Raw genomic sequence first — 18,787 nt, 5'->3', positions numbered from 1 at the left:
GCGACTCCAACAGGCGTTAAATGAACAAGAAAGGAATGTGTGCATGAAATCCCTGCGTATGGTTATTTGCGTGTTGCCGCTGGCGTTAGCGGGCTGTTCCACGCTCTCCTCTGTGAACTGGTCTGTGGCGTATCCGTGGAACTGGTTTGGTTCGTCCCTTGAGGTTAGTGAAAATGGCGTGGGCACTATCACCGCCAGCACGCCGCTCAGCGAGCAGGCAATAGGCGAGGCATTAAGCGGTTATCATTTGCGCAGCGGCATGAAAACCGAAAAAGGCACCATCGTGCGTTATTTCGAAGCGCTGAAGGATGACCAACTGGCATTGGTGATTAACGGTGAGAACGGGGCCGTAAGTCGCATTGATGTTCTGGACACCGAGGTTGCCAGCGAAAAAGGCGTGAAGATCGGCACACCGTTTACTGACCTGTATGACAAGGCCTTCGGTAACTGCGTGATGGGCAGCGGCGACGACAGCGCCAGCGTGGAATGTAAAGCCCCTGGCAGCCAACATATTAGCTATCTGTTCAGTGGTGCATGGAGCGGCCCGCAAGGGTTAATGCCGTCTGACGACCTGCTGAAACACTGGAAAGTCAGCAAGCTGATTTGGCGCCGTTAATTTGATCGAAACGCGCCGATAAGCGACAGAAAACGAGTACAATGCGGGCATCAATGCCACGGATGCGTGGCATTTTTCTCAGGAGGAGTGATGTCCCAGGTTCAAAGTGGCATTTTGCCAGAGCATTGCCGTGCGGCAATTTGGATTGAGGCCAGCGTAAACGGGGACACAGATGCCCTGCGCGCAGGTTGTAAAGCGTTTGCCGATAAACTGGCAACGTTTCAGGTTAAATTCCCCGATGCGGCTCTCGGCGCGGTGGTGGCTTTTGGCGACCGCGTCTGGCGCGAACTGAGCGGCGGCGAAGGGGCTGAGGAGCTGAAAGCCTTCCCGGGTTATGGGAAAGGGCTGGCCCCGGCAACGCAGCACGATGTGCTGTTCCATATTCTTTCGTTACGTCATGACGTTAACTTTTCGGTGGCGCAGGCCGCACTGGACGCTTTTGGCGATGTGCTTAGCGTGAAAGAAGAAACCCATGGTTTCCGTTGGGTGGAAGATCGCGATCTCAGCGGCTTTGTTGATGGCACGGAAAACCCGGCAGGCGAAGAGAAACGCCGTGAGGTGGCGATTATTCAAACGGGGGTTGACGCCGGTGGCAGCTACGTGATGGTGCAGCGCTGGGAACATAACCTGAAGCAGCTTAACCGCATGAGTGTGGGCGACCAGGAGATGATGATTGGCCGTACCAAAGAGGCCAACGAAGAGCTCGACGGCGATGCGCGCCCGCTCACATCTCATCTGACCCGCGTTGATTTGAAAGAAGATGGCAAGGGACTGAAAATTGTCCGCCAGAGTCTGCCTTACGGCACCGCCAGCGGCACGCACGGTCTCTATTTTTGCACCTATTGCGCGCGCCTTTATAATATTGAGCAGCAACTGTTAAGTATGTTTGGCGATACCGACGGTAAGCGCGACGCAATGCTGCGCTTCACCCGCCCGGTCACGGGCGGATATTATTTCGCGCCCTCTCTCGACAGACTGCTGACGCTGTAGTTTTACACCGCACAACAGCAAGGCCGGGCAAGGCTGCAACTGCCCGGCACACTCCCTTCTCCTTATATTCTTTTCTGATTCCAAATCACCAATTGGTATATAAAACCGTTACTGGTTTCATGCGCGTTATAAATAAACTGATGGTCGAAGAGTCATCAGCTTATAAAGGTGCGCAATGGCCGTTAACTTACTTAAAAAAGGATATCTGACGCTGGCAGCCATGACGCTGTGTGTTGCGCAGGCGCAGTCGACGGAACTGCTTAATAGCTCCTACGACGTTTCTCGTGAGCTTTTTGCGGCGCTCAATACGCCGTTTGAACAGCAGTGGGCTAAAGATAACGCAGGCGATAAGCTGACGATCAAGCAATCCCATGCCGGTTCCTCAAAGCAGGCGCTGGCTATTCTGCAAGGCCTTAAGGCCGATGTTGTGACCTATAACCAGGTGACCGATGTGCAGATCCTGCATGACAAAGGTAACCTGATCCCGGCGAACTGGCAGAGCCGTTTACCGAACAACAGTTCACCGTTCTATTCGACCATGGCGTTCCTGGTACGTAAAGGCAACCCGAAAAATATCCACGACTGGAACGACCTGGTGCGTTCTGACGTGAAGCTGATCTTCCCGAACCCAAAAACTTCCGGCAACGCACGCTACACCTACCTGGCGGCGTGGGGGGCAGCCGAGCAGGCGGAGGGTGGCGATAACGCCAAAACGCAGCAGTTTATGACGCAGTTTTTGAAAAACGTTGAAGTGTTTGATACCGGCGGGCGCGGTGCGACTACCACTTTTGTTGAGCGCGGCCTTGGCGATGTGCTGATCTCCTTCGAGTCTGAAGTAAATAATATCAGCAAGCAGTATGCAGCCCAGGGATTTGAAGTGGTGGTGCCGAAGGTCAACATTCTGGCTGAGTTCCCGGTCGCGTGGGTGGATAAAAACGTGAAAGCCAACGGCACAGAAAAAGCGGCGAAAGCCTATCTCAACTGGCTGTATTCCCCACAGGCGCAGACCATTATTACGGATTACTACTACCGTGTGAACAACCCTGATGTCATGGCAAAACTGAGCGATAAGTTCCCGCAGACGGCGTTATTCCGCGTGGAAGAGAAGTTTGGTTCATGGCCGGAAGTGATGAAAACCCATTTCGCCAGTGGCGGCGAGCTGGATAAGTTACTGGCGGCGGGGCGTAAGTAATGTTTGCAGGAGCGGCTAAACGTGTCTTGCCCGGTTTCGGTTTAAGCCTGGGCAGCAGCCTGTTTTTTGTGTGCCTGGTGTTGCTGTTGCCGTTGAGCGCGCTGGTGATGCAACTGGCGCAGATGAGCTGGGGGCAGTACTGGGAGGTGATTTCGAACCCGCAGGTGGTGGCGGCGTACAAAGTCACACTGCTGTCTGCGTTTGTCGCCTCGGTGTTTAATGGCGTGTTCGGCCTGTTGATGGCCTGGATCCTTACTCGCTACCGCTTTCCTGGCCGCACGTTGCTGGATGCATTAATTGATCTGCCTTTTGCATTGCCGACAGCAGTTGCCGGTCTGACGCTGGCGTCGCTGTTTTCAGTGAACGGTTTCTACGGTGAATGGCTGGCGAAGTTCGATATTAAAGTGACCTACACCTGGCTGGGGATCGCCGTGGCGATGGCGTTTACCAGCATTCCCTTTGTGGTGCGCACCATTCAACCGGTACTGGAAGAACTGGGACCGGAATATGAAGAAGCGGCGGAAACGCTGGGTGCAACGCGCTGGCAGAGTTTTCGCAAAGTGGTCTTACCGGAGCTTTCTCCGGCGTTGATAGCCGGTGTGGCGCTCTCTTTTACCCGCAGCCTGGGCGAATTCGGTGCGGTGATTTTTATCGCCGGGAATATTGCCTGGAAGACGGAAGTGACCTCGCTGATGATTTTTGTCCGGCTGCAGGAGTTTGACTACCCGGCCGCCAGCGCGATTGCGTCTGTAATCCTTGCTGCTTCATTGCTGCTGCTGTTCTCCATTAACACTTTGCAAAGTCGCTTTGGCCAGCGTGTGGTAGGTCACTAATGGCGGAAATAACTGAATTGAAACGCTACGACAAACCTCAGGTGAACTGGGGTAAATGGTTGTTGATTGGCGCGGGTATTCTGCTCTCTGCCTTTATCCTCGTCGTGCCGATGATTTACATCTTCGTGCAGGCGTTCAGTAAAGGGCTGGCGCCAGTGCTGCAAAACCTGGCCGATGCCGACATGCTGCATGCTATCTGGCTCACGGTATTGATTGCGTTGATCACGGTGCCGGTGAACCTGGTGTTTGGTACGTTGCTGGCATGGCTGGTGACGCGGTTTAATTTCCCCGGCCGCCAGTTGCTGTTGACGCTGCTCGATATTCCGTTTGCGGTATCGCCAGTGGTCGCCGGTCTGGTATATCTGCTGTTTTACGGCTCCAATGGGCCGCTCGGTGGCTGGCTGGACGAACACAACCTGCAAATTATGTTCGCATGGCCCGGTATGATACTGGTGACAGTGTTTGTAACCTGCCCGTTCGTGGTACGTGAGCTGGTGCCGGTGATGTTGAGTCAGGGCAGCCAGGAAGATGAAGCAGCTATTCTGCTGGGCGCGTCCGGCTGGCAGATGTTCCGGCGTGTGACGCTGCCGAACATCCGTTGGGCGCTGCTCTACGGCGTGGTGTTGACCAACGCCCGTGCGATTGGCGAGTTTGGTGCGGTGTCGGTGGTTTCCGGTTCGATTCGCGGCGAAACGTTGTCGCTGCCGTTGCAGATTGAATTACTGCAGCAGGATTACAATACGGTCGGTTCGTTTACCGCCGCGGGCCTGCTGACCCTGATGGCTATTTTGACGCTGTTTTTGAAGAGTGCGGTGCAGTGGCGTTTGAACAATCAGGAAAAACGCCAGCAACAGGAGGGAAATCATGAGCATTGAGATTGCCAATATTAAGAAGTCTTTTGGTCGCACCCAGGTGCTGAATGATATCTCGCTGGATATCCCTTCCGGGCAAATGGTGGCGTTGCTGGGGCCGTCCGGTTCCGGTAAGACCACATTGCTGCGCATTATTGCCGGTCTGGAGCATCAGACCAGCGGTCGCATTCGTTTTCACGGTACCGATGTCAGCCGGTTGCATGCCCGCGAGCGCCGCGTAGGTTTTGTGTTTCAGCATTATGCGCTGTTTCGCCATATGACGGTGTTCGACAATATTGCTTTCGGGCTGACGGTGTTGCCGCGGCGCGAACGACCGAATGCGGCTGCCATCAAAGCCAAAGTGATGAAGTTACTGGAAATGGTGCAGCTTGCACACCTGGCCGATCGCTTCCCGGCTCAACTTTCTGGCGGACAGAAGCAGCGTGTTGCCCTGGCGCGTGCGCTGGCGGTAGAGCCGCAAATCCTGCTGCTGGATGAACCCTTTGGCGCGCTGGATGCGCAGGTGCGTAAAGAGCTGCGTCGCTGGCTGCGTCAGCTTCATGAAGAGCTGAAATTTACCAGTGTGTTTGTCACTCATGACCAGGAAGAGGCCACTGAAGTGGCGGACCGCGTGGTCGTAATGAGCCAGGGTAATATTGAACAGGCCGATGCGCCGGATCAGGTCTGGCGTGAGCCAGCGACCCGTTTTGTGCTGGAATTCATGGGTGAGGTTAATCGCCTGAAAGGAACGGTGCGTGGCGGGCAATTCCATGTTGGCGCACACCGCTGGCCGCTGGGATATACGCCTTCTTATCAGGGCGAGGTGGATTTGTTCCTGCGCCCGTGGGAAGTGGACGTTAGTCGGCGCACCAGTCTTGATTCACCGTTGCCGGTACAGGTGCTGGAAGCCAGCCCGAAAGGGCACTACACGCAGTTAGTTGTGCAGCCGCTGGGCTGGAATCCGGACCCGCTCACCGTGGTTATGCGTGATGAGCCGGCTCCGGTGCGCGGCGAGCGGCTGTTCGTCGGCTTGCAGAATGCGCGCCTGTATAACGGTAACGAACGTATTGAAGCCGCGCAGACGCTTGCTCTGGCGGAATCTGCCTGATAGGTTAGTCAGCATGTCTATCGCCCGGTGGCGCTTTGCTTACCGGGCCTACAATCTCTACATAGCTTTGTAGGCCGGGTACGCGTAGCGTCACCCGGCTTTTTTATTGAGCGAAAATCGTGAACACATTAGAACAAACCATTGGCCATACGCCGCTGGTCAAACTACAACGTCTGACACCGGGTAACGGCAGTGAAATCTGGGTCAAGCTTGAAGGAAATAACCCCGCAGGATCGGTTAAAGATCGTGCTGCATTGTCGATGATAGTGCAGGCGGAAAAACGCGGCGAAATTAAGCCTGGCGATGTGTTGATTGAAGCGACCAGCGGCAATACGGGAATTGCGCTGGCGATGATTGCGGCACTGAAAGGCTACCGGATGAAGTTGCTAATGCCAGACAACATGAGTCAGGAGCGGCGCGCAGCTATGCGGGCCTACGGAGCTGAACTGGTGCTGGTCAGCAAAGAGCAGGGGATGGAAGGTGCACGCGACCTTGCACTGGCAATGGCGCAACGCGGCGAAGGCAAGCTGCTCGATCAGTTCAACAATCCCGATAACCCTTATGCCCACTACACCACCACCGGCCCGGAAATCTGGCAACAGAGCGGCGGGCGCATAACCCATTTTGTCTCCAGCATGGGCACGACGGGCACCATTACCGGCGTCTCGCGCTTTTTGCGCGAGCAGAACAAACCGGTGACCATTGTCGGCCTGCAACCGGAAGAGGGCAGCAGCATCCCGGGGATTCGTCGCTGGCCCGCAGAGTATATGCCCGGCATTTTTAACGCCGCTTTGGTTGATGAGGTGCTGGATATCCATCAGCGTGAGGCGGAAAATACCATGCGTGCACTGGCGGTGAAGGAGGGGATCTTCTGCGGCGTCAGTTCCGGCGGTGCCGTTGCAGGGGCTTTACGCATCGCGAAAGCGAATGCCGGTGCGGTGGTCGTGGCGATTATCTGCGATCGTGGCGATCGCTACCTCTCCACCGGTGTGTTTGGAGAAGAGAGTTATTCGCAGGGCGCGGGGATTTAACCCGTAAAGGAGACGTAATGGAGATGATCCTGTTCAGGGACAAAACCCGGGCGCAGCAGGCCGATATTGTGGCAGTGCAGTCGCAGGTTGTGTATGGCAGCGTAGGTAACAGCATTGCGGTACCCAATATTCGTCAGCACCAGTTGAATGTTTTGGCGGTGCCGACGGTGCTGTTCAGTAACACGCCGCACTATGACACCTTTTACGGCGGTGTTATCCCTGATGAGTGGTTCAGCGGTTATTTACGGGCGCTGGAAGAGCGCGACGTTTTGCGTGACGTCAAAGCCGTCACCACTGGCTATATGGGGAGCGCCAGCCAGATAAAATTGCTGGCGCAGTGGCTCATGACGCTGCGAGAAAAGCATCCGCAACTGACGATTCTGGTCGACCCGGTAATTGGCGATACGGACAGCGGCATCTATGTAAAACCGGAAATCCCCCAGGCCTATTGCGACCATTTGTTGCCGCTCGCGCAGGGTATCACGCCGAATGTGTTCGAGCTGGAGGTGTTAAGTGGTAAACCATGCCGGGATCTGCAAAGTGCCATTGAGGCGGCGCAGGGGCTATTATCAGAAACATTGCACTGGGTGGCGATCACCAGTGCGCCCGTGGATGTGGATGACGGGCAAATTCATGTGGTTTTGGTGACGGCAAGCGGGGTGACCATCAGCGGTTATCCGCGCGTGGCAACGGAGTTAAAAGGCACGGGCGATCTGTTTTGTTCTGAGCTGGTGAGCGGCATTGTACAGGGTAAGTCGCTTGATGAGGCCGTGCGCGCAGCGGGAGAGCGGGTAGTCGATGTGATGGGATATACCCTTGAGAAGGGTTACGACGAGCTGATCCTGCCGACGCGATAAAAAAAGGCGCCTTGCGGCGCCTTTTTTTATATGTGGTGAGCTTACTTCTTGATGCGGATCACCGGGGTTTCGCCCACGGTCACGCTACCAGACAGCTTGATCAGCTCTTTGATTTCATCCATGTTGGAGATAACAACCGGCGTCAGGGTAGACTTGGCTTTTTCTTCCAGCAGGGCCAGATCAAATTCGATTACCGGATCGCCAACTTTAACGCGCTGGCCTTCTTCCGCGATACGTTTGAAACCTTCGCCTTTCAGTTCAACAGTATCGATACCGAAGTGAACGAACAGCTCGATGCCGCTATCGGACTCGATAGAGAAGGCATGGTTGGTTTCAAAGATTTTGCCGATAGTGCCGTCAACCGGAGCTACCATTTTATTGCCGGTCGGTTTGATAGCAATGCCATCACCAACGATTTTCTCAGCGAAAACAACATCAGGTACATCTTCAATGTTAACGATTTCGCCAGAAAGCGGGGCAATAATCTCAATGGTTCCGGTGTCTTTTTTATCATCAGAAACCAGAGATTTCAGTTTATCGAACAAACCCATGATCTTCTCCTAAGCAGTAATTTGGGCCGCATCTCGTGGATTAGCAGATTGTTTTTTCTTCAATGAACTTGTTAACCAGCGTCATTAACTCGTCCGTTGTCGGTTGAGCAAGAGCCTGCTCTGCTAACACCTTCGCATCTTCGAAGTTCGTGTTACGAATGATCTTCTTAATGCGCGGGATAGAAATGGCACTCATACTGAATTCATCCAGACCCATCCCCAGCAACAGAAGTGTAGCACGTTCGTCGCCAGCAAGCTCACCACACATGCCAGTCCATTTGCCTTCAGCATGAGAAGCATCAATAACTTGCTTGATCAAAGTGAGTACGGACGGTGACATCGGCTGGTAAAGATGTGAAATCATATCATTACCACGGTCAACTGCCAGAGTGTACTGCGTTAAATCATTGGTACCGATACTAAAGAAATCAACTTCTTTCGCCAGATGGCGAGCAATTGTCGCAGCGGCAGGGGTTTCCACCATTACGCCAATTTCAATCGTTTCGTCGAAGGCTTTGCCTTCATCGCGCAGTTCCTGTTTGTAGATCTCAATCTCTTTCTTCAGTGCACGCACTTCTTCAACAGAGATGATCATCGGGAACATAATACGCAGTTTGCCGAAAGCCGAAGCACGCAGGATAGCGCGAACCTGATCGCGAAGGATCTCTTTACGATCCATGGCGATACGCACTGCGCGCCAGCCAAGGAACGGGTTCTCTTCTTTCGGGAAGTTCATGTACGGCAATTCTTTATCGCCGCCAATGTCCATGGTACGCACGATAACAGCCTGTGAGCCACACGCTTCAGCTACCGCTTTATAGGCGTCGAACTGCTCTTCTTCAGTCGGCAGCGCGTCGCGATCCATAAACAGGAATTCGGTACGGTACAGGCCAACACCTTCAGCGCCATTGCGCTCCGCGCCCGCGATATCGCGAACGGTACCGATGTTGGCGCAGACTTCAACCTGATGGCCATCAAGGGTGATTGCCGGCAGATCTTTGAGTTTCGCCAGTTCGGCTTTCTCTTCGGCGACCTGAGCCTGCGCAGCGCGCAGTGTCTCGATCTCTTCATCGCTCGGGTTGACGTAAACTTTGTTGTTTACGGCATCGAGGATCAGATAGTCGTCATTTTTAACCTGAGCGGTAACGCTACTGGTACCCACAATCGCTGGCAGCTCAAGGGAACGCGCCATGATGGATGTATGGGAAGTACGGCCGCCAAGATCGGTGATAAAACCGAGCACTTTTTTCAAGTTCAGCTGTGCGGTTTCTGACGGCGTCAGATCCACAGCAACCAGGATCACTTCGTCCTGAATTGCGCTGAGGTCGATAATCGGCATACCCAGAATATTGCGCAGCAGGCGTTTACCGATGTCGCGCACGTCAGCTGCGCGCTCTTTCAGGTATTCGTCGTCCAGCTCTTCCAGGGCAGTTGCCTGACCTTCGATAACTTCATGCGCCGCAGCATCGGCAGTCATGCTCTTATCTTTAATCAGGGCTATGATTTCCTGCTCCAGCTCCTCATCTTCGAGCAGCATGATGTGCCCTTCAAAGATGGCTTCTTTTTCTTCACCGAAAGTTTCACCCGCTTTCGTTTTGATCGCTTCCAGCTGTGCCGATGCCTTGGCACGACCGCTCAGGAAACGCTCAACTTCCTGGTCAACCTTGTCGGCAGAAATTTTCTTCCGGTCGATGACGATCTCGTCTTCTTTCAGCAACAATGCCTTGCCGAAAGCGATACCCGGGGATGCTAAAATGCCTGAAATCATAACCCTACCTTTACTTGTGACTGATCTTGAAGAGAACCCGGAAAAACTTACTCGAGTTCCGCCATCAGTTTAACCAGATGTTCAACTGCTTTTTGCTCGTCTTCGCCTTCAGCGGTCAGCGTGACAACGGTGCCCTGAGTCAGGCCCAGAGTTTGCAGTTTGAACAGGCTTTTCGCGCTGGCGCTTTTGCCGTTGGAAGTCACAGTGATCTCAGAAGAGAAGCCTTTCGCTTCTTTAACAAACTGAGCAGCAGGGCGGGTGTGCAGACCGTTCGGAGCGGTAATGGTAACTTCTTGCTGGAACATTGTATTTCCCCAACTTATAGGTTTAGTGTTGTGGAACTAAAGTCTAGCCTGGCGGTTGGACTTTAGCCTGTATAGTTAGCGCTGGCGTAACAGAACAAGAGACAGAAGCCGACTGACCAAACAGCCGTAGACCTTCGATCGCTGACGTTTCGACCACCATTAAACATTATGCCGCTAAAGCCAGAATTGAACCAAATCATAAAATCGATTCAGCTAGCTCAAATCAGACATCAGATTAATTTCGCGCTTCAAAATAAATGTGATGGTTAAATACCAGACCCTGAGGATCCAGGCAATGCCAGGTGGGGTAAAAATTTGATGTACGCCACAAAAAAGCACCTCGATGGGTGCTTTTTTGCGCGTATTTAACAATCTGGCATCACTGTTGCAGTTCTTTTTCCGTGAACAGGTCTGCAAACAAAGCGGTACTTAAATAGCGTTCGCCTGAAGAGGGCAGGATCACCACGATATTTTTGTTGGTGAAGGTTTCGTCTTCTTGCAGTTTCAACGCGGCAGCAACTGCTGCGCCAGAAGAGATCCCAGCCAGAATACCTTCTTCTTCCATCAGACGACGTGCAGTGCTAATGGCTTCTTCGTTGGTGATTTTGACAACTTTATCGATCAGTTTCAAATCCAGGTTGCCAGGAATAAAACCTGCACCGATACCCTGAATTTTATGCGGGCCGGGTTTCAGCTCTTCACCCGCCAGCGCCTGTGAAATAACCGGCGAGTCGGTCGGTTCGACCGCTACCGAAATTAGATCGGTTTTGCCTTTGGTATTTTTGATGTAGCGGCTAACGCCAGTCAGCGTACCACCGGTACCCACGCCGGAGATAAACACATCAACCTGACCGTCGGTATCTTCCCAAATTTCCGGGCCGGTAGTTTTTTCGTGGATTTCCGGGTTAGCCGGATTACTGAACTGCTGCAACAGCAGGAATTTAGCCGGATCGCTGGCAACAATCTCTTCTGCTTTCTGGATCGCGCCTTTCATGCCTTTTGCGCCTTCGGTCAGCACCAAATTTGCGCCCAGGGCTTTCAGCAGTTTACGGCGTTCGATGCTCATGGTTTCCGGCATGGTCAGCGTCAGTTTGTAACCGCGCGCCGCCGCCACGTAAGCCAGCGCAATACCGGTATTACCGCTGGTGGGTTCTACCAGCTCAACGCCCGGTTTCAGTACGCCACGTTTTTCGGCATCCCAAATCATATTGGCACCGATACGGCATTTCACGCTGAAGCTTGGGTTGCGGGACTCGACCTTCGCCAGGATACGTCCGTTACCGATGCGGTTCAGTCGAACCAGCGGCGTATGACCAATAGTCAACGAGTTATCTTCAAAAATCTTACTCATAGCCTGTCCTTAACTGTCTGAATTTTGGGAACCACATCAGCATACGCACTTACTGTTGATGCGGAAGTAAGGAATTCGCATATCTATATACTGCGTCGAAATAATGCTAAGCAGTATGGAATAAGAAAAGGAATAATTCCTTAACGCCACGCCGCATGCTTATCACGGTAGCAATCGACCCACATTGCCGTTGCGCCACAGACCGCAACCGGCATTACGACCAGATTCAACACCGGGATCAGCGTAAAAAGGCTGGTCAGCGCGCCAAACTGCATATTGGTGACCTTACGGGCACGCAGCGCAACGCGCATCTCTTTAAAGGGCACTTTGTGGTTGTCGAAGGGATAATCGCAGTACTGAATCGCCAGCATCCACGCGCTGAACAGAAACCACACCACCGGCGCAACGGTTTGCCCAACGCCAGGAATAAAATAAAGCAGCAACAGAACAGCAGCGCGCGGCAAATACCAGGCGAGTTTCTGCCATTCGCGTTTCATAATACGCGGCACATCTTTAAGCATCTCACCAATCCCGGCATCCGGCGGCGTAGCGCCGGTGAGGCGCGCTTCAAGTTGTTCTGCCAGCAGGCCGTTAAACGGTGCGGCAATCCAGTTGGCGATGGTCGAGAAGAAATAGCCGAACACTAACAGAATAGAGATAACCACAACCGGCCATAACAGATAGCTGAGCCACTGCAGCCAGTCAGGTACGTGACGCATTAAGGAAGGGATCCAACTATCTAGACGGGTAAACAGCCACCAGAATGCGCCGCCCATCAGCAGAATATTCACCAGTAACGGCAGGATCACGAAACGACGAATGCCGGGCAGCGTGACCAGCTTCCAGCCCTGAGAAAAGTAAAAAACACCGCTGCGTACAGAGGCCGGGGTCGAGGGATTCATAATCTGGCTATACTCCTTTTCTTACAGCCGGAAAAACTGAAGCTTATAATATTCATCAGACGGGGGAAACCCGTTCAGAAATGTTCGAAAAAACAGCAAAAAGCACGATTTAGCAGATCTTTATGCGGTGAATGCCAACCGCGCACTTGCACTTGAGGTAATGGGCAAATACTCTTAGTGAGTAAAGGTTTGCCGTGGTGGCAAGGTGTTAGAACAACAGAGAATATAATGATGCAGGATTTGCGTCTGATATTAATCATTGTTGGCGCGATCGCCATAATTGCGTTACTGGTTCACGGGTTCTGGACCAGCCGCAAAGAACGTTCTTCTATGTTCCGCGATCGCCCATTAAAACGCATGAAGTCGCGTCGCGACGATGACGAGTTATATGACGAGGATGTCGAAGACGACGAAGGCGTTGGTGAAGTGCGTGTTCATAAAGTGAATACCGCAGCCAGAGGCGCAAGCGAGCAGGATGCGCCGCGTCAGCCGCCGCAGCATCAATATCAGCCGCCTTATGCGTCGGCACAGCCGCGCCCATCGGCGCCGGTACACGCGCCGGAAGATCCCGTGCACGCTGCACCGCAACAGCCTGTTTCTTCGCCGCAACCTGAGCGTCCCGCTCCGCAGGCGCCTGTGTTTGATGCATCGCCGGTGCGCCAGCCTCAGGCTCCGCAGCAGCATGCGCCGCTGCACCAACATCAGCCTCAGCAGCAACCTCAACAACAACCTCAACCGCAGGTACAGATGCAGGAACCGGCTCCGCAGCCGGAACCTGAGCCGGTTGTCGACGCGCCGGTAGAAAAACCGCAGCGTAAAGAGACGGTGATCATTATGAACGTGGCTGCACATCATGGCAGTACGCTGAATGGTGATGTCCTGCTGAACAGCATTCTGCAGGCTGGCTTTAAATTTGGCGATATGAACATTTTCCATCGCCATCTCAGCCCTGACGGTAGCGGTCCGGCGTTGTTCAGCCTGGCGAATATGGTGAATCCTGGTACATTCGACGTCGAGATGATGGGCGAACTGACCACGCCAGGCGTGACGATTTTCATGCAGGTGCCTTCGTACGGCGACGAGTTGCAAAACTTTAAGCTGATGCTGCAATCCGCTCAGCATATTGCCGATGAAGTCGGCGGCGTGGTGCTTGACGATCAGCGCCGCATGATGACGCCGCAAAAACTGCGTGAATACCAGGATCGTATTCGCGAGGTTAAAGACGCCAACGCGTAATGGTCCGCTAAAACGATCCCCTTCCAGAACCCCCGCCAGTCGGGGGTTTTTTATCATTGATGGTGCGATATGGAATCAATTGAACAACAACTGACTGAACTGCGAACCACCCTTCGCCATCATGAATATCTGTATCATGTTATGGACGCGCCGGAGATCCCGGATGCGGAGTACGATCGTCTGATGCGCGAGCTGCGCGAGCTGGAGACGGCACACCCCGATTTGATCACCCCGGATTCACCGACACAACGCGTTGGTGCTGCGCCATTAACTGCCTTCAGCCAGGTGCGCCATGAAATGCCGATGCTGTCGCTCGATAACGTCTTTGACGAAGAGAGCTTTCTCGCCTTCAACAAACGCGTGCAGGATCGCCTGAAAAGTGTGGATGCCCTGACCTACTGCTGTGAACTGAAGCTTGATGGCCTGGCGGTAAGTATTCTTTACGAGCAGGGTGTCCTTATCCGCGCGGCAACGCGTGGTGATGGCACAACGGGTGAGGATATCACCACCAATGTGCGAACAATTCGCTCTATTCCATTGAAACTCCACGGCGACAATATCCCTGCGCGGCTTGAAGTCCGCGGAGAAGTGTTTTTGCCGCAATCTGGGTTTGAGAAAATCAACGAAGACGCACGCCGTACCGGGGCAAAAGTGTTTGCTAACCCGCGAAATGCAGCTGCCGGTTCGCTGCGTCAGCTCGATCCGCGAATCACCGCCAAACGCCCGCTCACTTTCTTCTGTTATGGCGTCGGTGTCCTGGAGGGAGGAGAACTGCCGCGTAGTCATCTGGCGCGCTTACAGCAGTTCAAAGCCTGGGGTTTGCCTGTGAGTGATCGCATACGCCTGTGTGACAGCCCGGAAGCGGTACTGGCGTTTTACCATCAGGTGGAAAATGATCGCCCTACGCTGGGTTTTGATATTGATGGTGTGGTGATCAAGGTTGATTCTCTCGACCTGCAGGAGCAACTTGGTTTCGTTGCCCGCGCGCCGCGTTGGGCTGTGGCGTTTAAATTCCCGGCGCAAGAGCAGATGACGTACGTGCGTGACGTGGAGTTTCAGGTCGGGCGAACCGGGGCTATCACGCCGGTAGCTCGCCTTGAACCCGTGCAGGTTGCCGGGGTGCTGGTGAGTAATGCCACTCTGCATAATGCCGATGAGATTGACCGTCTTGGATTACGCATTGGCGATAAAGTGGTGATCCGCCGCGCCGGGGATGTGATCCCACAGGTTGTGAATGTGGTGCTTTCCGAGCGCCCGCCAGAGACGCGGGAAGTGGTGTTCCCGGCGCACTGCCCGGTCTGCGGCTCTGATGTGGAACGTGTGGAAGGCGAAGCGGTAACGCGCTGTACAGGCGGTTTGATTTGCGGCGCACAGCGCAAAGAAGCGCTGAAACACTTCGTCTCCCGCCGCGCGATGGATGTCGACGGTATGGGCGATAAAATCATCGATCAACTGGTCGAAAAAGAGTACGTGCATACGCCTGCCGATCTGTTCCGTTTAAGTGCCGGAAAACTGACCGGGCTGGATCGCATGGGGCCGAAATCGGCACAAAACATCGTTAATGCGCTGGAAAAAGCCAAAGAGACAACCTTTGCCCGCTTCCTTTATGCGCTTGGCATCCGGGAAGTGGGTGAAGCAACAGCCGCCGGGCTTGCTGCGTATTTTGGAACACTGGAAGCCCTGATGGCAGCCTCTGTTGATGAACTGCAAAAAGTCCCGGATGTGGGCGTCGTCGTGGCTAAGCATGTCGACAATTTCTTTAATGAAGAGAGTAACCGCGAGGTTATTCGCCAGTTGGTCAGCGATGTGGGCATCCGCTGGCCCGCACCGGTGGCGGTAAATGCAGAAGAGATCGACAGCCCGTTTGCCGGAAAAACGGTCGTCCTGACCGGCAGTCTGAGCCAGCTTTCCCGCGATGAAGCCAAAGCGCGCTTAACCGCGCTGGGGGCGAAAGTGGCGGGGAGCGTCTCGAAGAAAACCGACCTGGTTATTGCGGGCGAAGCGGCAGGCTCCAAACTGGCGAAAGCGCAAGAGCTGGGCATTGCCGTGATTGACGAAGCGGAAATGATCAGGTTGCTGGGAGAGTAAATGGAAAAGGAGCACCTGGTCGAGATTGCCAATACCGTCATGCCTTTTGGTAAATACCAGGGGCGACGGTTGATTGATCTGCCGGAAGAGTACCTGCTGTGGTTTGCCCGCAAGGATGAGTTTCCCGCCGGGAAGCTGGGCGAACTGATGCAAATTACGTTGCTGATTAAAACCGAGGGGCTGACGCATCTGGTTCAGCCCCTGAAACGTCGTTAAGCTTTCGCTGCTTCCTGCGCCTGGCTTTTTTCCGCCTGGCGTTTGTAGCGACGTGCCAGTACAGCGCAAACCATCAACTGGATCTGATGGAAAATCATCAACGGCAATACCATCATGCCAATGGCCGATGTCGGGAACAGGATATTGGCCATTGGGATACCATTGGCGAGGCTTTTCTTCGAGCCGCAGAATACGATGGTGATTTCATCGGCTTTGTTAAACCCGCATTTGCGCGCCACCACCACGTTCACCGCAATCACGATTGCCAGCAGCACCATACTGACGACCACGATAAACAGCAGCGACCCCAGCCCGACTTTGTGCCAGATTCCGTTCACCACCGCTTCACTGAAGGCGGAGTAAACCACCAGCAGAATCGAGGTCTGGTCGGTTTTGGAAATCCACTTTTTGTGTTTTGCCACCCATGCGCCAGTCCACGGGCGGGAAAGGTGGCCGAGCACAAACGGCAGCAACAGTTGCAGCATAATCTTGCCCACCTGGTCGAGGCTACCCTCGGCGCCATGCAGGTTCATCAGTAGTCCGACCAGCAACGGCGACAGGAAGATCCCTAACAGGCTGGATGCCGATGCGGAACAGACGGCTGCGGCCACATTACCGCCAGCAAGCGAGGTAAAGGCGATAGCCGACTGGACCGTAGCCGGCAAAATGCACAGGTAGAGGAAACCGCTATACAGCTCCTGGCTGACATTCACGGGCGACCACCAGACAAACAACACGCCCAGTGCGGGGAACAGAACAAACGTGCTGCACATGACCCACAGGTGTAAACGCCAGTGGCTGCCACCGGCAATAATCGCTTCGCGGGAGAGTTTGGCCCCGTGCATAAAAAACAGTAATGCAATCGCGGCAGTGGTCAGCCATTCGAAAAAAGGCACAAAGCTGCCGCGCGCGGGAAAGAAGGAAGCCAGTAAAACAGTACAGATGAGGGTCAGTGTAAAAGGGTCGAGAATACGAAACAGTTTCATATGCACTCCTGAAAGACGATGCCGCTATTGTGCTTTTTCTGCTTTGAGAAATAAAATTGATTTATTGCATCCATTCATGAATTTTTAATATGAATTATTCTTTACGTCAGTTGCGCGTATTTGTCACGGTAGCGCAGGCCAAAAGCTTTAGCCGGGCAGGGGACATCATTGGCCTGAGTCAGTCTGCTGTCAGTCACAGTGTTAAGGAGCTGGAACAGCAAGTGGGTGTGCGTCTGCTGGATCGTACCACCCGTGAAGTGGTGCTCACGGAAGCCGGGCAACAGCTGGCACTGCGCCTTGAGCGTGTGTTAGATGAGCTTAGCAGCACGCTGCGTGAAGCCGGGCGGGTAGGGCAGCAATTAACCGGCACAGTGCGTGTTGCGGCCAGTCAGACGATTTCGGCACATCTTATCCCGCAGTGCATTGCCAGCAGCAATCAACTTTATCCGGAGATTGATTTTGTGCTTCACGACAGGCCGCAACAATGGGTGCTGGAGAGCATCCGCCAGGGCGAAGTCGATTTCGGTATTGTTATCGATCCTGGCCCTGTCAGCGATTTACTGAGTGAGGAGATCCTGCAAGAGCCGTTCTTTTTGCTGTGCCGTAACGATCACCCATGGTCGCAACTGGCTTCTGTGCCCTGGCTGGCGTTAGATGGCGCGCGGCTGGTGGTGCAGGATTACGCGTCGGGAAGCCGGGCTTTGATTGACGCCGCGCTGTTGCACTTCGGCATACAGGCGCAGATTGTGCAGGAGATCGGCCATCCGGCTACGCTCTTTCCGATGGTGGAAGCGGGTATTGGCATCAGTATTTTACCGGCACTGGCGTTACCGTTGCCCCAGGGAAGCCAACTGGCGGTAAAACGTCTGGCGCCGGAGATGTTGCGTAAAATTATGCTGGTACGACGAAAAAACCGTTCGCTTTCCGGGGCGGCGCAGGCGTTATGGGAAGTCGTAAAAGAACAGGCCCGGTGTTTAAACCGGGCCCGAGAGGACGATCCATTATTTACTCAGACGTAAATATCAATCTGGTGATCGTCTGAAGGGTTATTTACACCTTCCGCTTTTGCTTGCGGTTGCTGCTGAGCTTGTTTCTGTTCAGCTTCTTCCGCTTGTTTACGCTGTAATTGTGCCAGTTGCGCTTGCAGCTGTTGGATCTTCGCCTGGATGATTTCTTGCTGTTTCTTTTTCTCTTCCGTACTACCACTGCCGTTAGAAATTTCTTTCAGCTGTTGAGTCAATTTGGTGATCTGCGCGCTGATCCGGGAGATCTGCGCAGCGGTATCGCTGCTGGCAGAGGATGAACTGCCGCTGGTTTTACTGGTATTGCTTTGTACTACTGACGGGGTTGTTGCTGAGATTGTTGTCATTGTGCCTCCCTTTTTGCCATAAAACATCATTATCGGCGTAACCAAAAACTTCTTGAGTTGCGTTCAAACAGTGAGCGCAATGTGAGCATCATATTCACAGAATAAGGATAAATTATGGATCTCTGTTGCGTCATTTAACTATTGAAAAATAAAGAATTTTATTGTGTTAATGATTGCAGATAACACGGCTTTTAGTGCCAGCTTAAGGTAAATGTAAGGTATTGTGTCCGTGCTGGCAGGCACTTATGACATATAAAAAATAATCTTTATGTGGTGATATCTCTGGCTGCATTTTTAGCATCATAGATGGGATAAGGCGCAGATGACTTCTTGGCGCAATGCTTAGCAGGGCGGGAGAGTAAAGGGCAAAAATGGGTAGAAAATGGCCCGGATTTGCTCGCGCCTCGATAAGCCGTTGTCTCATGGGATATGCTGTGAAATTTCAGATAGCAAAAAAGCGCCTTTAGGGCGCTTTTTTACATTGGTGGGTCGTGCAGGATTCGAACCTGCGACCAATTGATTAAAAGTCAACTGCTC

General features: G+C 53.4%; 19 protein-coding genes. 12 read left to right on the top strand and 7 right to left on the bottom strand.

Annotated features, from left to right (window positions below; genetic code table 11):
• Positions 1-43: 43 nt before the first annotated feature.
• The 8 genes from RTX30_RS13455 (at position 44) to pdxK (ending at position 7,478) form a co-directional block, all read left to right on the top strand.
• Positions 44-616: an RpoE-regulated lipoprotein gene (locus tag RTX30_RS13455; RefSeq protein ID WP_312690555.1), complete on the top strand. Its 573-nt coding sequence runs from the start codon at positions 44-46 to the stop codon at positions 614-616.
• Between the two features lie 90 nt (positions 617-706).
• Positions 707-1,606 (top strand): Dyp-type peroxidase, encoded by a 900-nt coding sequence (locus RTX30_RS13450; RefSeq protein ID WP_312690553.1) that lies wholly within the window; start codon positions 707-709, stop codon positions 1,604-1,606.
• A gap of 175 nt (positions 1,607-1,781) precedes the next feature.
• Entirely contained in the window at positions 1,782-2,798 is a 1,017-nt protein-coding gene (locus tag RTX30_RS13445) for a sulfate ABC transporter substrate-binding protein (RefSeq protein ID WP_312690551.1), read from the top strand.
• On the top strand, positions 2,798-3,631 hold the full coding sequence (gene cysT, locus RTX30_RS13440) for a sulfate/thiosulfate ABC transporter permease CysT (protein WP_312690549.1): 834 nt from the start codon (positions 2,798-2,800) through the stop codon (positions 3,629-3,631). Before RTX30_RS13445 ends, cysT begins: the two co-directional genes overlap by 1 nt.
• On the top strand, positions 3,631-4,506 hold the full coding sequence (cysW, locus tag RTX30_RS13435; RefSeq protein ID WP_312690547.1) for a sulfate/thiosulfate ABC transporter permease CysW: 876 nt from the start codon (positions 3,631-3,633) through the stop codon (positions 4,504-4,506). The genes cysT and cysW overlap by 1 nt, the downstream gene beginning before the upstream one ends.
• The gene (cysA, locus tag RTX30_RS13430) at positions 4,496-5,590 is read left to right on the top strand and encodes a sulfate/thiosulfate ABC transporter ATP-binding protein CysA (RefSeq protein ID WP_312690545.1); all 1,095 of its coding nucleotides are present in this window, start codon (positions 4,496-4,498) and stop codon (positions 5,588-5,590) included. The genes cysW and cysA overlap by 11 nt, the downstream gene beginning before the upstream one ends.
• 119 nt (positions 5,591-5,709) lie before the next feature.
• Complete coding sequence (gene cysM, locus RTX30_RS13425; protein ID WP_312690544.1) at positions 5,710-6,621, top strand: cysteine synthase CysM; 912 nt, start codon at positions 5,710-5,712, stop codon at positions 6,619-6,621.
• A 17-nt stretch (positions 6,622-6,638) separates the two neighbouring features.
• Entirely contained in the window at positions 6,639-7,478 is an 840-nt protein-coding gene (gene pdxK / locus RTX30_RS13420) for a pyridoxine/pyridoxal/pyridoxamine kinase (RefSeq protein WP_312690542.1), read from the top strand.
• Between the two features lie 41 nt (positions 7,479-7,519).
• Here pdxK and crr read toward each other — a convergent pair whose 3' ends face one another.
• The 5 genes from crr to cysZ all read right to left on the bottom strand — a co-directional run bounded on the left by crr (position 7,520) and on the right by cysZ (position 12,355).
• Entirely contained in the window at positions 7,520-8,029 is a 510-nt protein-coding gene (gene crr, locus RTX30_RS13415; protein ID WP_049841435.1) for a PTS glucose transporter subunit IIA, read from the bottom strand.
• 40 nt (positions 8,030-8,069) lie between these two features.
• A complete protein-coding gene (gene ptsI / locus RTX30_RS13410; RefSeq protein ID WP_312690540.1) occupies positions 8,070-9,797 on the bottom strand; it encodes a phosphoenolpyruvate-protein phosphotransferase PtsI in 1,728 nt (575 codons plus the stop codon).
• A 47-nt stretch (positions 9,798-9,844) separates the two neighbouring features.
• Positions 9,845-10,102 carry a phosphocarrier protein Hpr gene (gene ptsH, locus RTX30_RS13405; RefSeq protein WP_007370907.1) on the bottom strand — a complete coding sequence of 86 codons (258 nt, stop codon included), beginning with the start codon at positions 10,100-10,102 and terminating at the stop codon, positions 9,845-9,847.
• Between the two features lie 379 nt (positions 10,103-10,481).
• On the bottom strand, positions 10,482-11,453 hold the full coding sequence (gene cysK / locus RTX30_RS13400; RefSeq protein WP_312690537.1) for a cysteine synthase A: 972 nt from the start codon (positions 11,451-11,453) through the stop codon (positions 10,482-10,484).
• A gap of 140 nt (positions 11,454-11,593) precedes the next feature.
• The gene (gene cysZ / locus RTX30_RS13395; RefSeq protein ID WP_312690535.1) at positions 11,594-12,355 is read right to left on the bottom strand and encodes a sulfate transporter CysZ; all 762 of its coding nucleotides are present in this window, start codon (positions 12,353-12,355) and stop codon (positions 11,594-11,596) included.
• A 228-nt stretch (positions 12,356-12,583) separates the two neighbouring features.
• Here cysZ and zipA point away from each other — a divergent pair, with 228 nt between their 5' ends.
• From zipA to RTX30_RS13380, 3 genes are all read left to right on the top strand, one after another.
• Positions 12,584-13,591, top strand: coding sequence for a cell division protein ZipA (gene zipA / locus RTX30_RS13390; RefSeq protein ID WP_312690533.1), 1,008 nt, complete (start codon positions 12,584-12,586; stop codon positions 13,589-13,591).
• 69 nt (positions 13,592-13,660) lie between these two features.
• The gene (ligA, locus tag RTX30_RS13385; protein ID WP_312690531.1) at positions 13,661-15,679 is read left to right on the top strand and encodes an NAD-dependent DNA ligase LigA; all 2,019 of its coding nucleotides are present in this window, start codon (positions 13,661-13,663) and stop codon (positions 15,677-15,679) included.
• Positions 15,680-15,895, top strand: coding sequence for a DUF3820 family protein (locus tag RTX30_RS13380; RefSeq protein ID WP_312690529.1), 216 nt, complete (start codon positions 15,680-15,682; stop codon positions 15,893-15,895).
• On the opposite strand, the gene RTX30_RS13375 is transcribed toward RTX30_RS13380, so the two are convergent.
• Complete coding sequence (locus RTX30_RS13375) at positions 15,892-16,881, bottom strand: bile acid:sodium symporter family protein (RefSeq protein WP_312690527.1); 990 nt, start codon at positions 16,879-16,881, stop codon at positions 15,892-15,894. The two genes, RTX30_RS13380 and RTX30_RS13375, sit on opposite strands and share 4 nt — an antisense overlap.
• Before the next feature lie 89 nt (positions 16,882-16,970).
• On the opposite strand from RTX30_RS13375, the gene RTX30_RS13370 reads away from it, so the two are divergent.
• Positions 16,971-17,900, top strand: a complete 930-nt coding sequence (locus RTX30_RS13370) for a LysR family transcriptional regulator (RefSeq protein WP_312690525.1) — start codon at positions 16,971-16,973, stop codon at positions 17,898-17,900.
• Here RTX30_RS13370 and RTX30_RS13365 read toward each other — a convergent pair.
• A complete protein-coding gene (locus RTX30_RS13365; protein WP_312690523.1) occupies positions 17,891-18,250 on the bottom strand; it encodes a FlxA-like family protein in 360 nt (119 codons plus the stop codon). The two genes, RTX30_RS13370 and RTX30_RS13365, sit on opposite strands and share 10 nt — an antisense overlap.
• Between the last annotated feature and the right edge of the window lie 537 nt (positions 18,251-18,787).

The organism is Kosakonia sp. (assembly GCF_032052965.1).
Taxonomy (GTDB): Bacteria; Pseudomonadota; Gammaproteobacteria; order Enterobacterales; family Enterobacteriaceae; genus Kosakonia.
This window is presented reverse-complemented; position numbering and strand designations above follow the sequence as displayed.

Excerpts from the sequence above, each read along its gene's own strand:
- RTX30_RS13455 (WP_312690555.1), top strand. The coding sequence starts at position 44 with ATGAAATCCCTGCGTATGGTTATTTGCGTGTTGCCGCTGGCGTTAGCG.
- RTX30_RS13450 (WP_312690553.1), top strand. The coding sequence starts at position 707 with ATGTCCCAGGTTCAAAGTGGCATTTTGCCAGAGCATTGCCGTGCGGCA.
- RTX30_RS13445 (WP_312690551.1), top strand. The coding sequence starts at position 1,782 with ATGGCCGTTAACTTACTTAAAAAAGGATATCTGACGCTGGCAGCCATG.
- cysT (WP_312690549.1), top strand. The coding sequence starts at position 2,798 with ATGTTTGCAGGAGCGGCTAAACGTGTCTTGCCCGGTTTCGGTTTAAGC.
- cysW (WP_312690547.1), top strand. The coding sequence starts at position 3,631 with ATGGCGGAAATAACTGAATTGAAACGCTACGACAAACCTCAGGTGAAC.
- cysA (WP_312690545.1), top strand. The coding sequence starts at position 4,496 with ATGAGCATTGAGATTGCCAATATTAAGAAGTCTTTTGGTCGCACCCAG.
- pdxK (WP_312690542.1), top strand. The coding sequence starts at position 6,639 with ATGGAGATGATCCTGTTCAGGGACAAAACCCGGGCGCAGCAGGCCGAT.
- crr (WP_049841435.1), bottom strand. The coding sequence starts at position 8,029 with ATGGGTTTGTTCGATAAACTGAAATCTCTGGTTTCTGATGATAAAAAA.
- ptsI (WP_312690540.1), bottom strand. The coding sequence starts at position 9,797 with ATGATTTCAGGCATTTTAGCATCCCCGGGTATCGCTTTCGGCAAGGCA.
- ptsH (WP_007370907.1), bottom strand. The coding sequence starts at position 10,102 with ATGTTCCAGCAAGAAGTTACCATTACCGCTCCGAACGGTCTGCACACC.
- cysK (WP_312690537.1), bottom strand. The coding sequence starts at position 11,453 with ATGAGTAAGATTTTTGAAGATAACTCGTTGACTATTGGTCATACGCCG.
- cysZ (WP_312690535.1), bottom strand. The coding sequence starts at position 12,355 with ATGAATCCCTCGACCCCGGCCTCTGTACGCAGCGGTGTTTTTTACTTT.
- zipA (WP_312690533.1), top strand. The coding sequence starts at position 12,584 with ATGATGCAGGATTTGCGTCTGATATTAATCATTGTTGGCGCGATCGCC.
- ligA (WP_312690531.1), top strand. The coding sequence starts at position 13,661 with ATGGAATCAATTGAACAACAACTGACTGAACTGCGAACCACCCTTCGC.
- RTX30_RS13380 (WP_312690529.1), top strand. The coding sequence starts at position 15,680 with ATGGAAAAGGAGCACCTGGTCGAGATTGCCAATACCGTCATGCCTTTT.
- RTX30_RS13375 (WP_312690527.1), bottom strand. The coding sequence starts at position 16,881 with ATGAAACTGTTTCGTATTCTCGACCCTTTTACACTGACCCTCATCTGT.
- RTX30_RS13370 (WP_312690525.1), top strand. The coding sequence starts at position 16,971 with ATGAATTATTCTTTACGTCAGTTGCGCGTATTTGTCACGGTAGCGCAG.
- RTX30_RS13365 (WP_312690523.1), bottom strand. The coding sequence starts at position 18,250 with ATGACAACAATCTCAGCAACAACCCCGTCAGTAGTACAAAGCAATACC.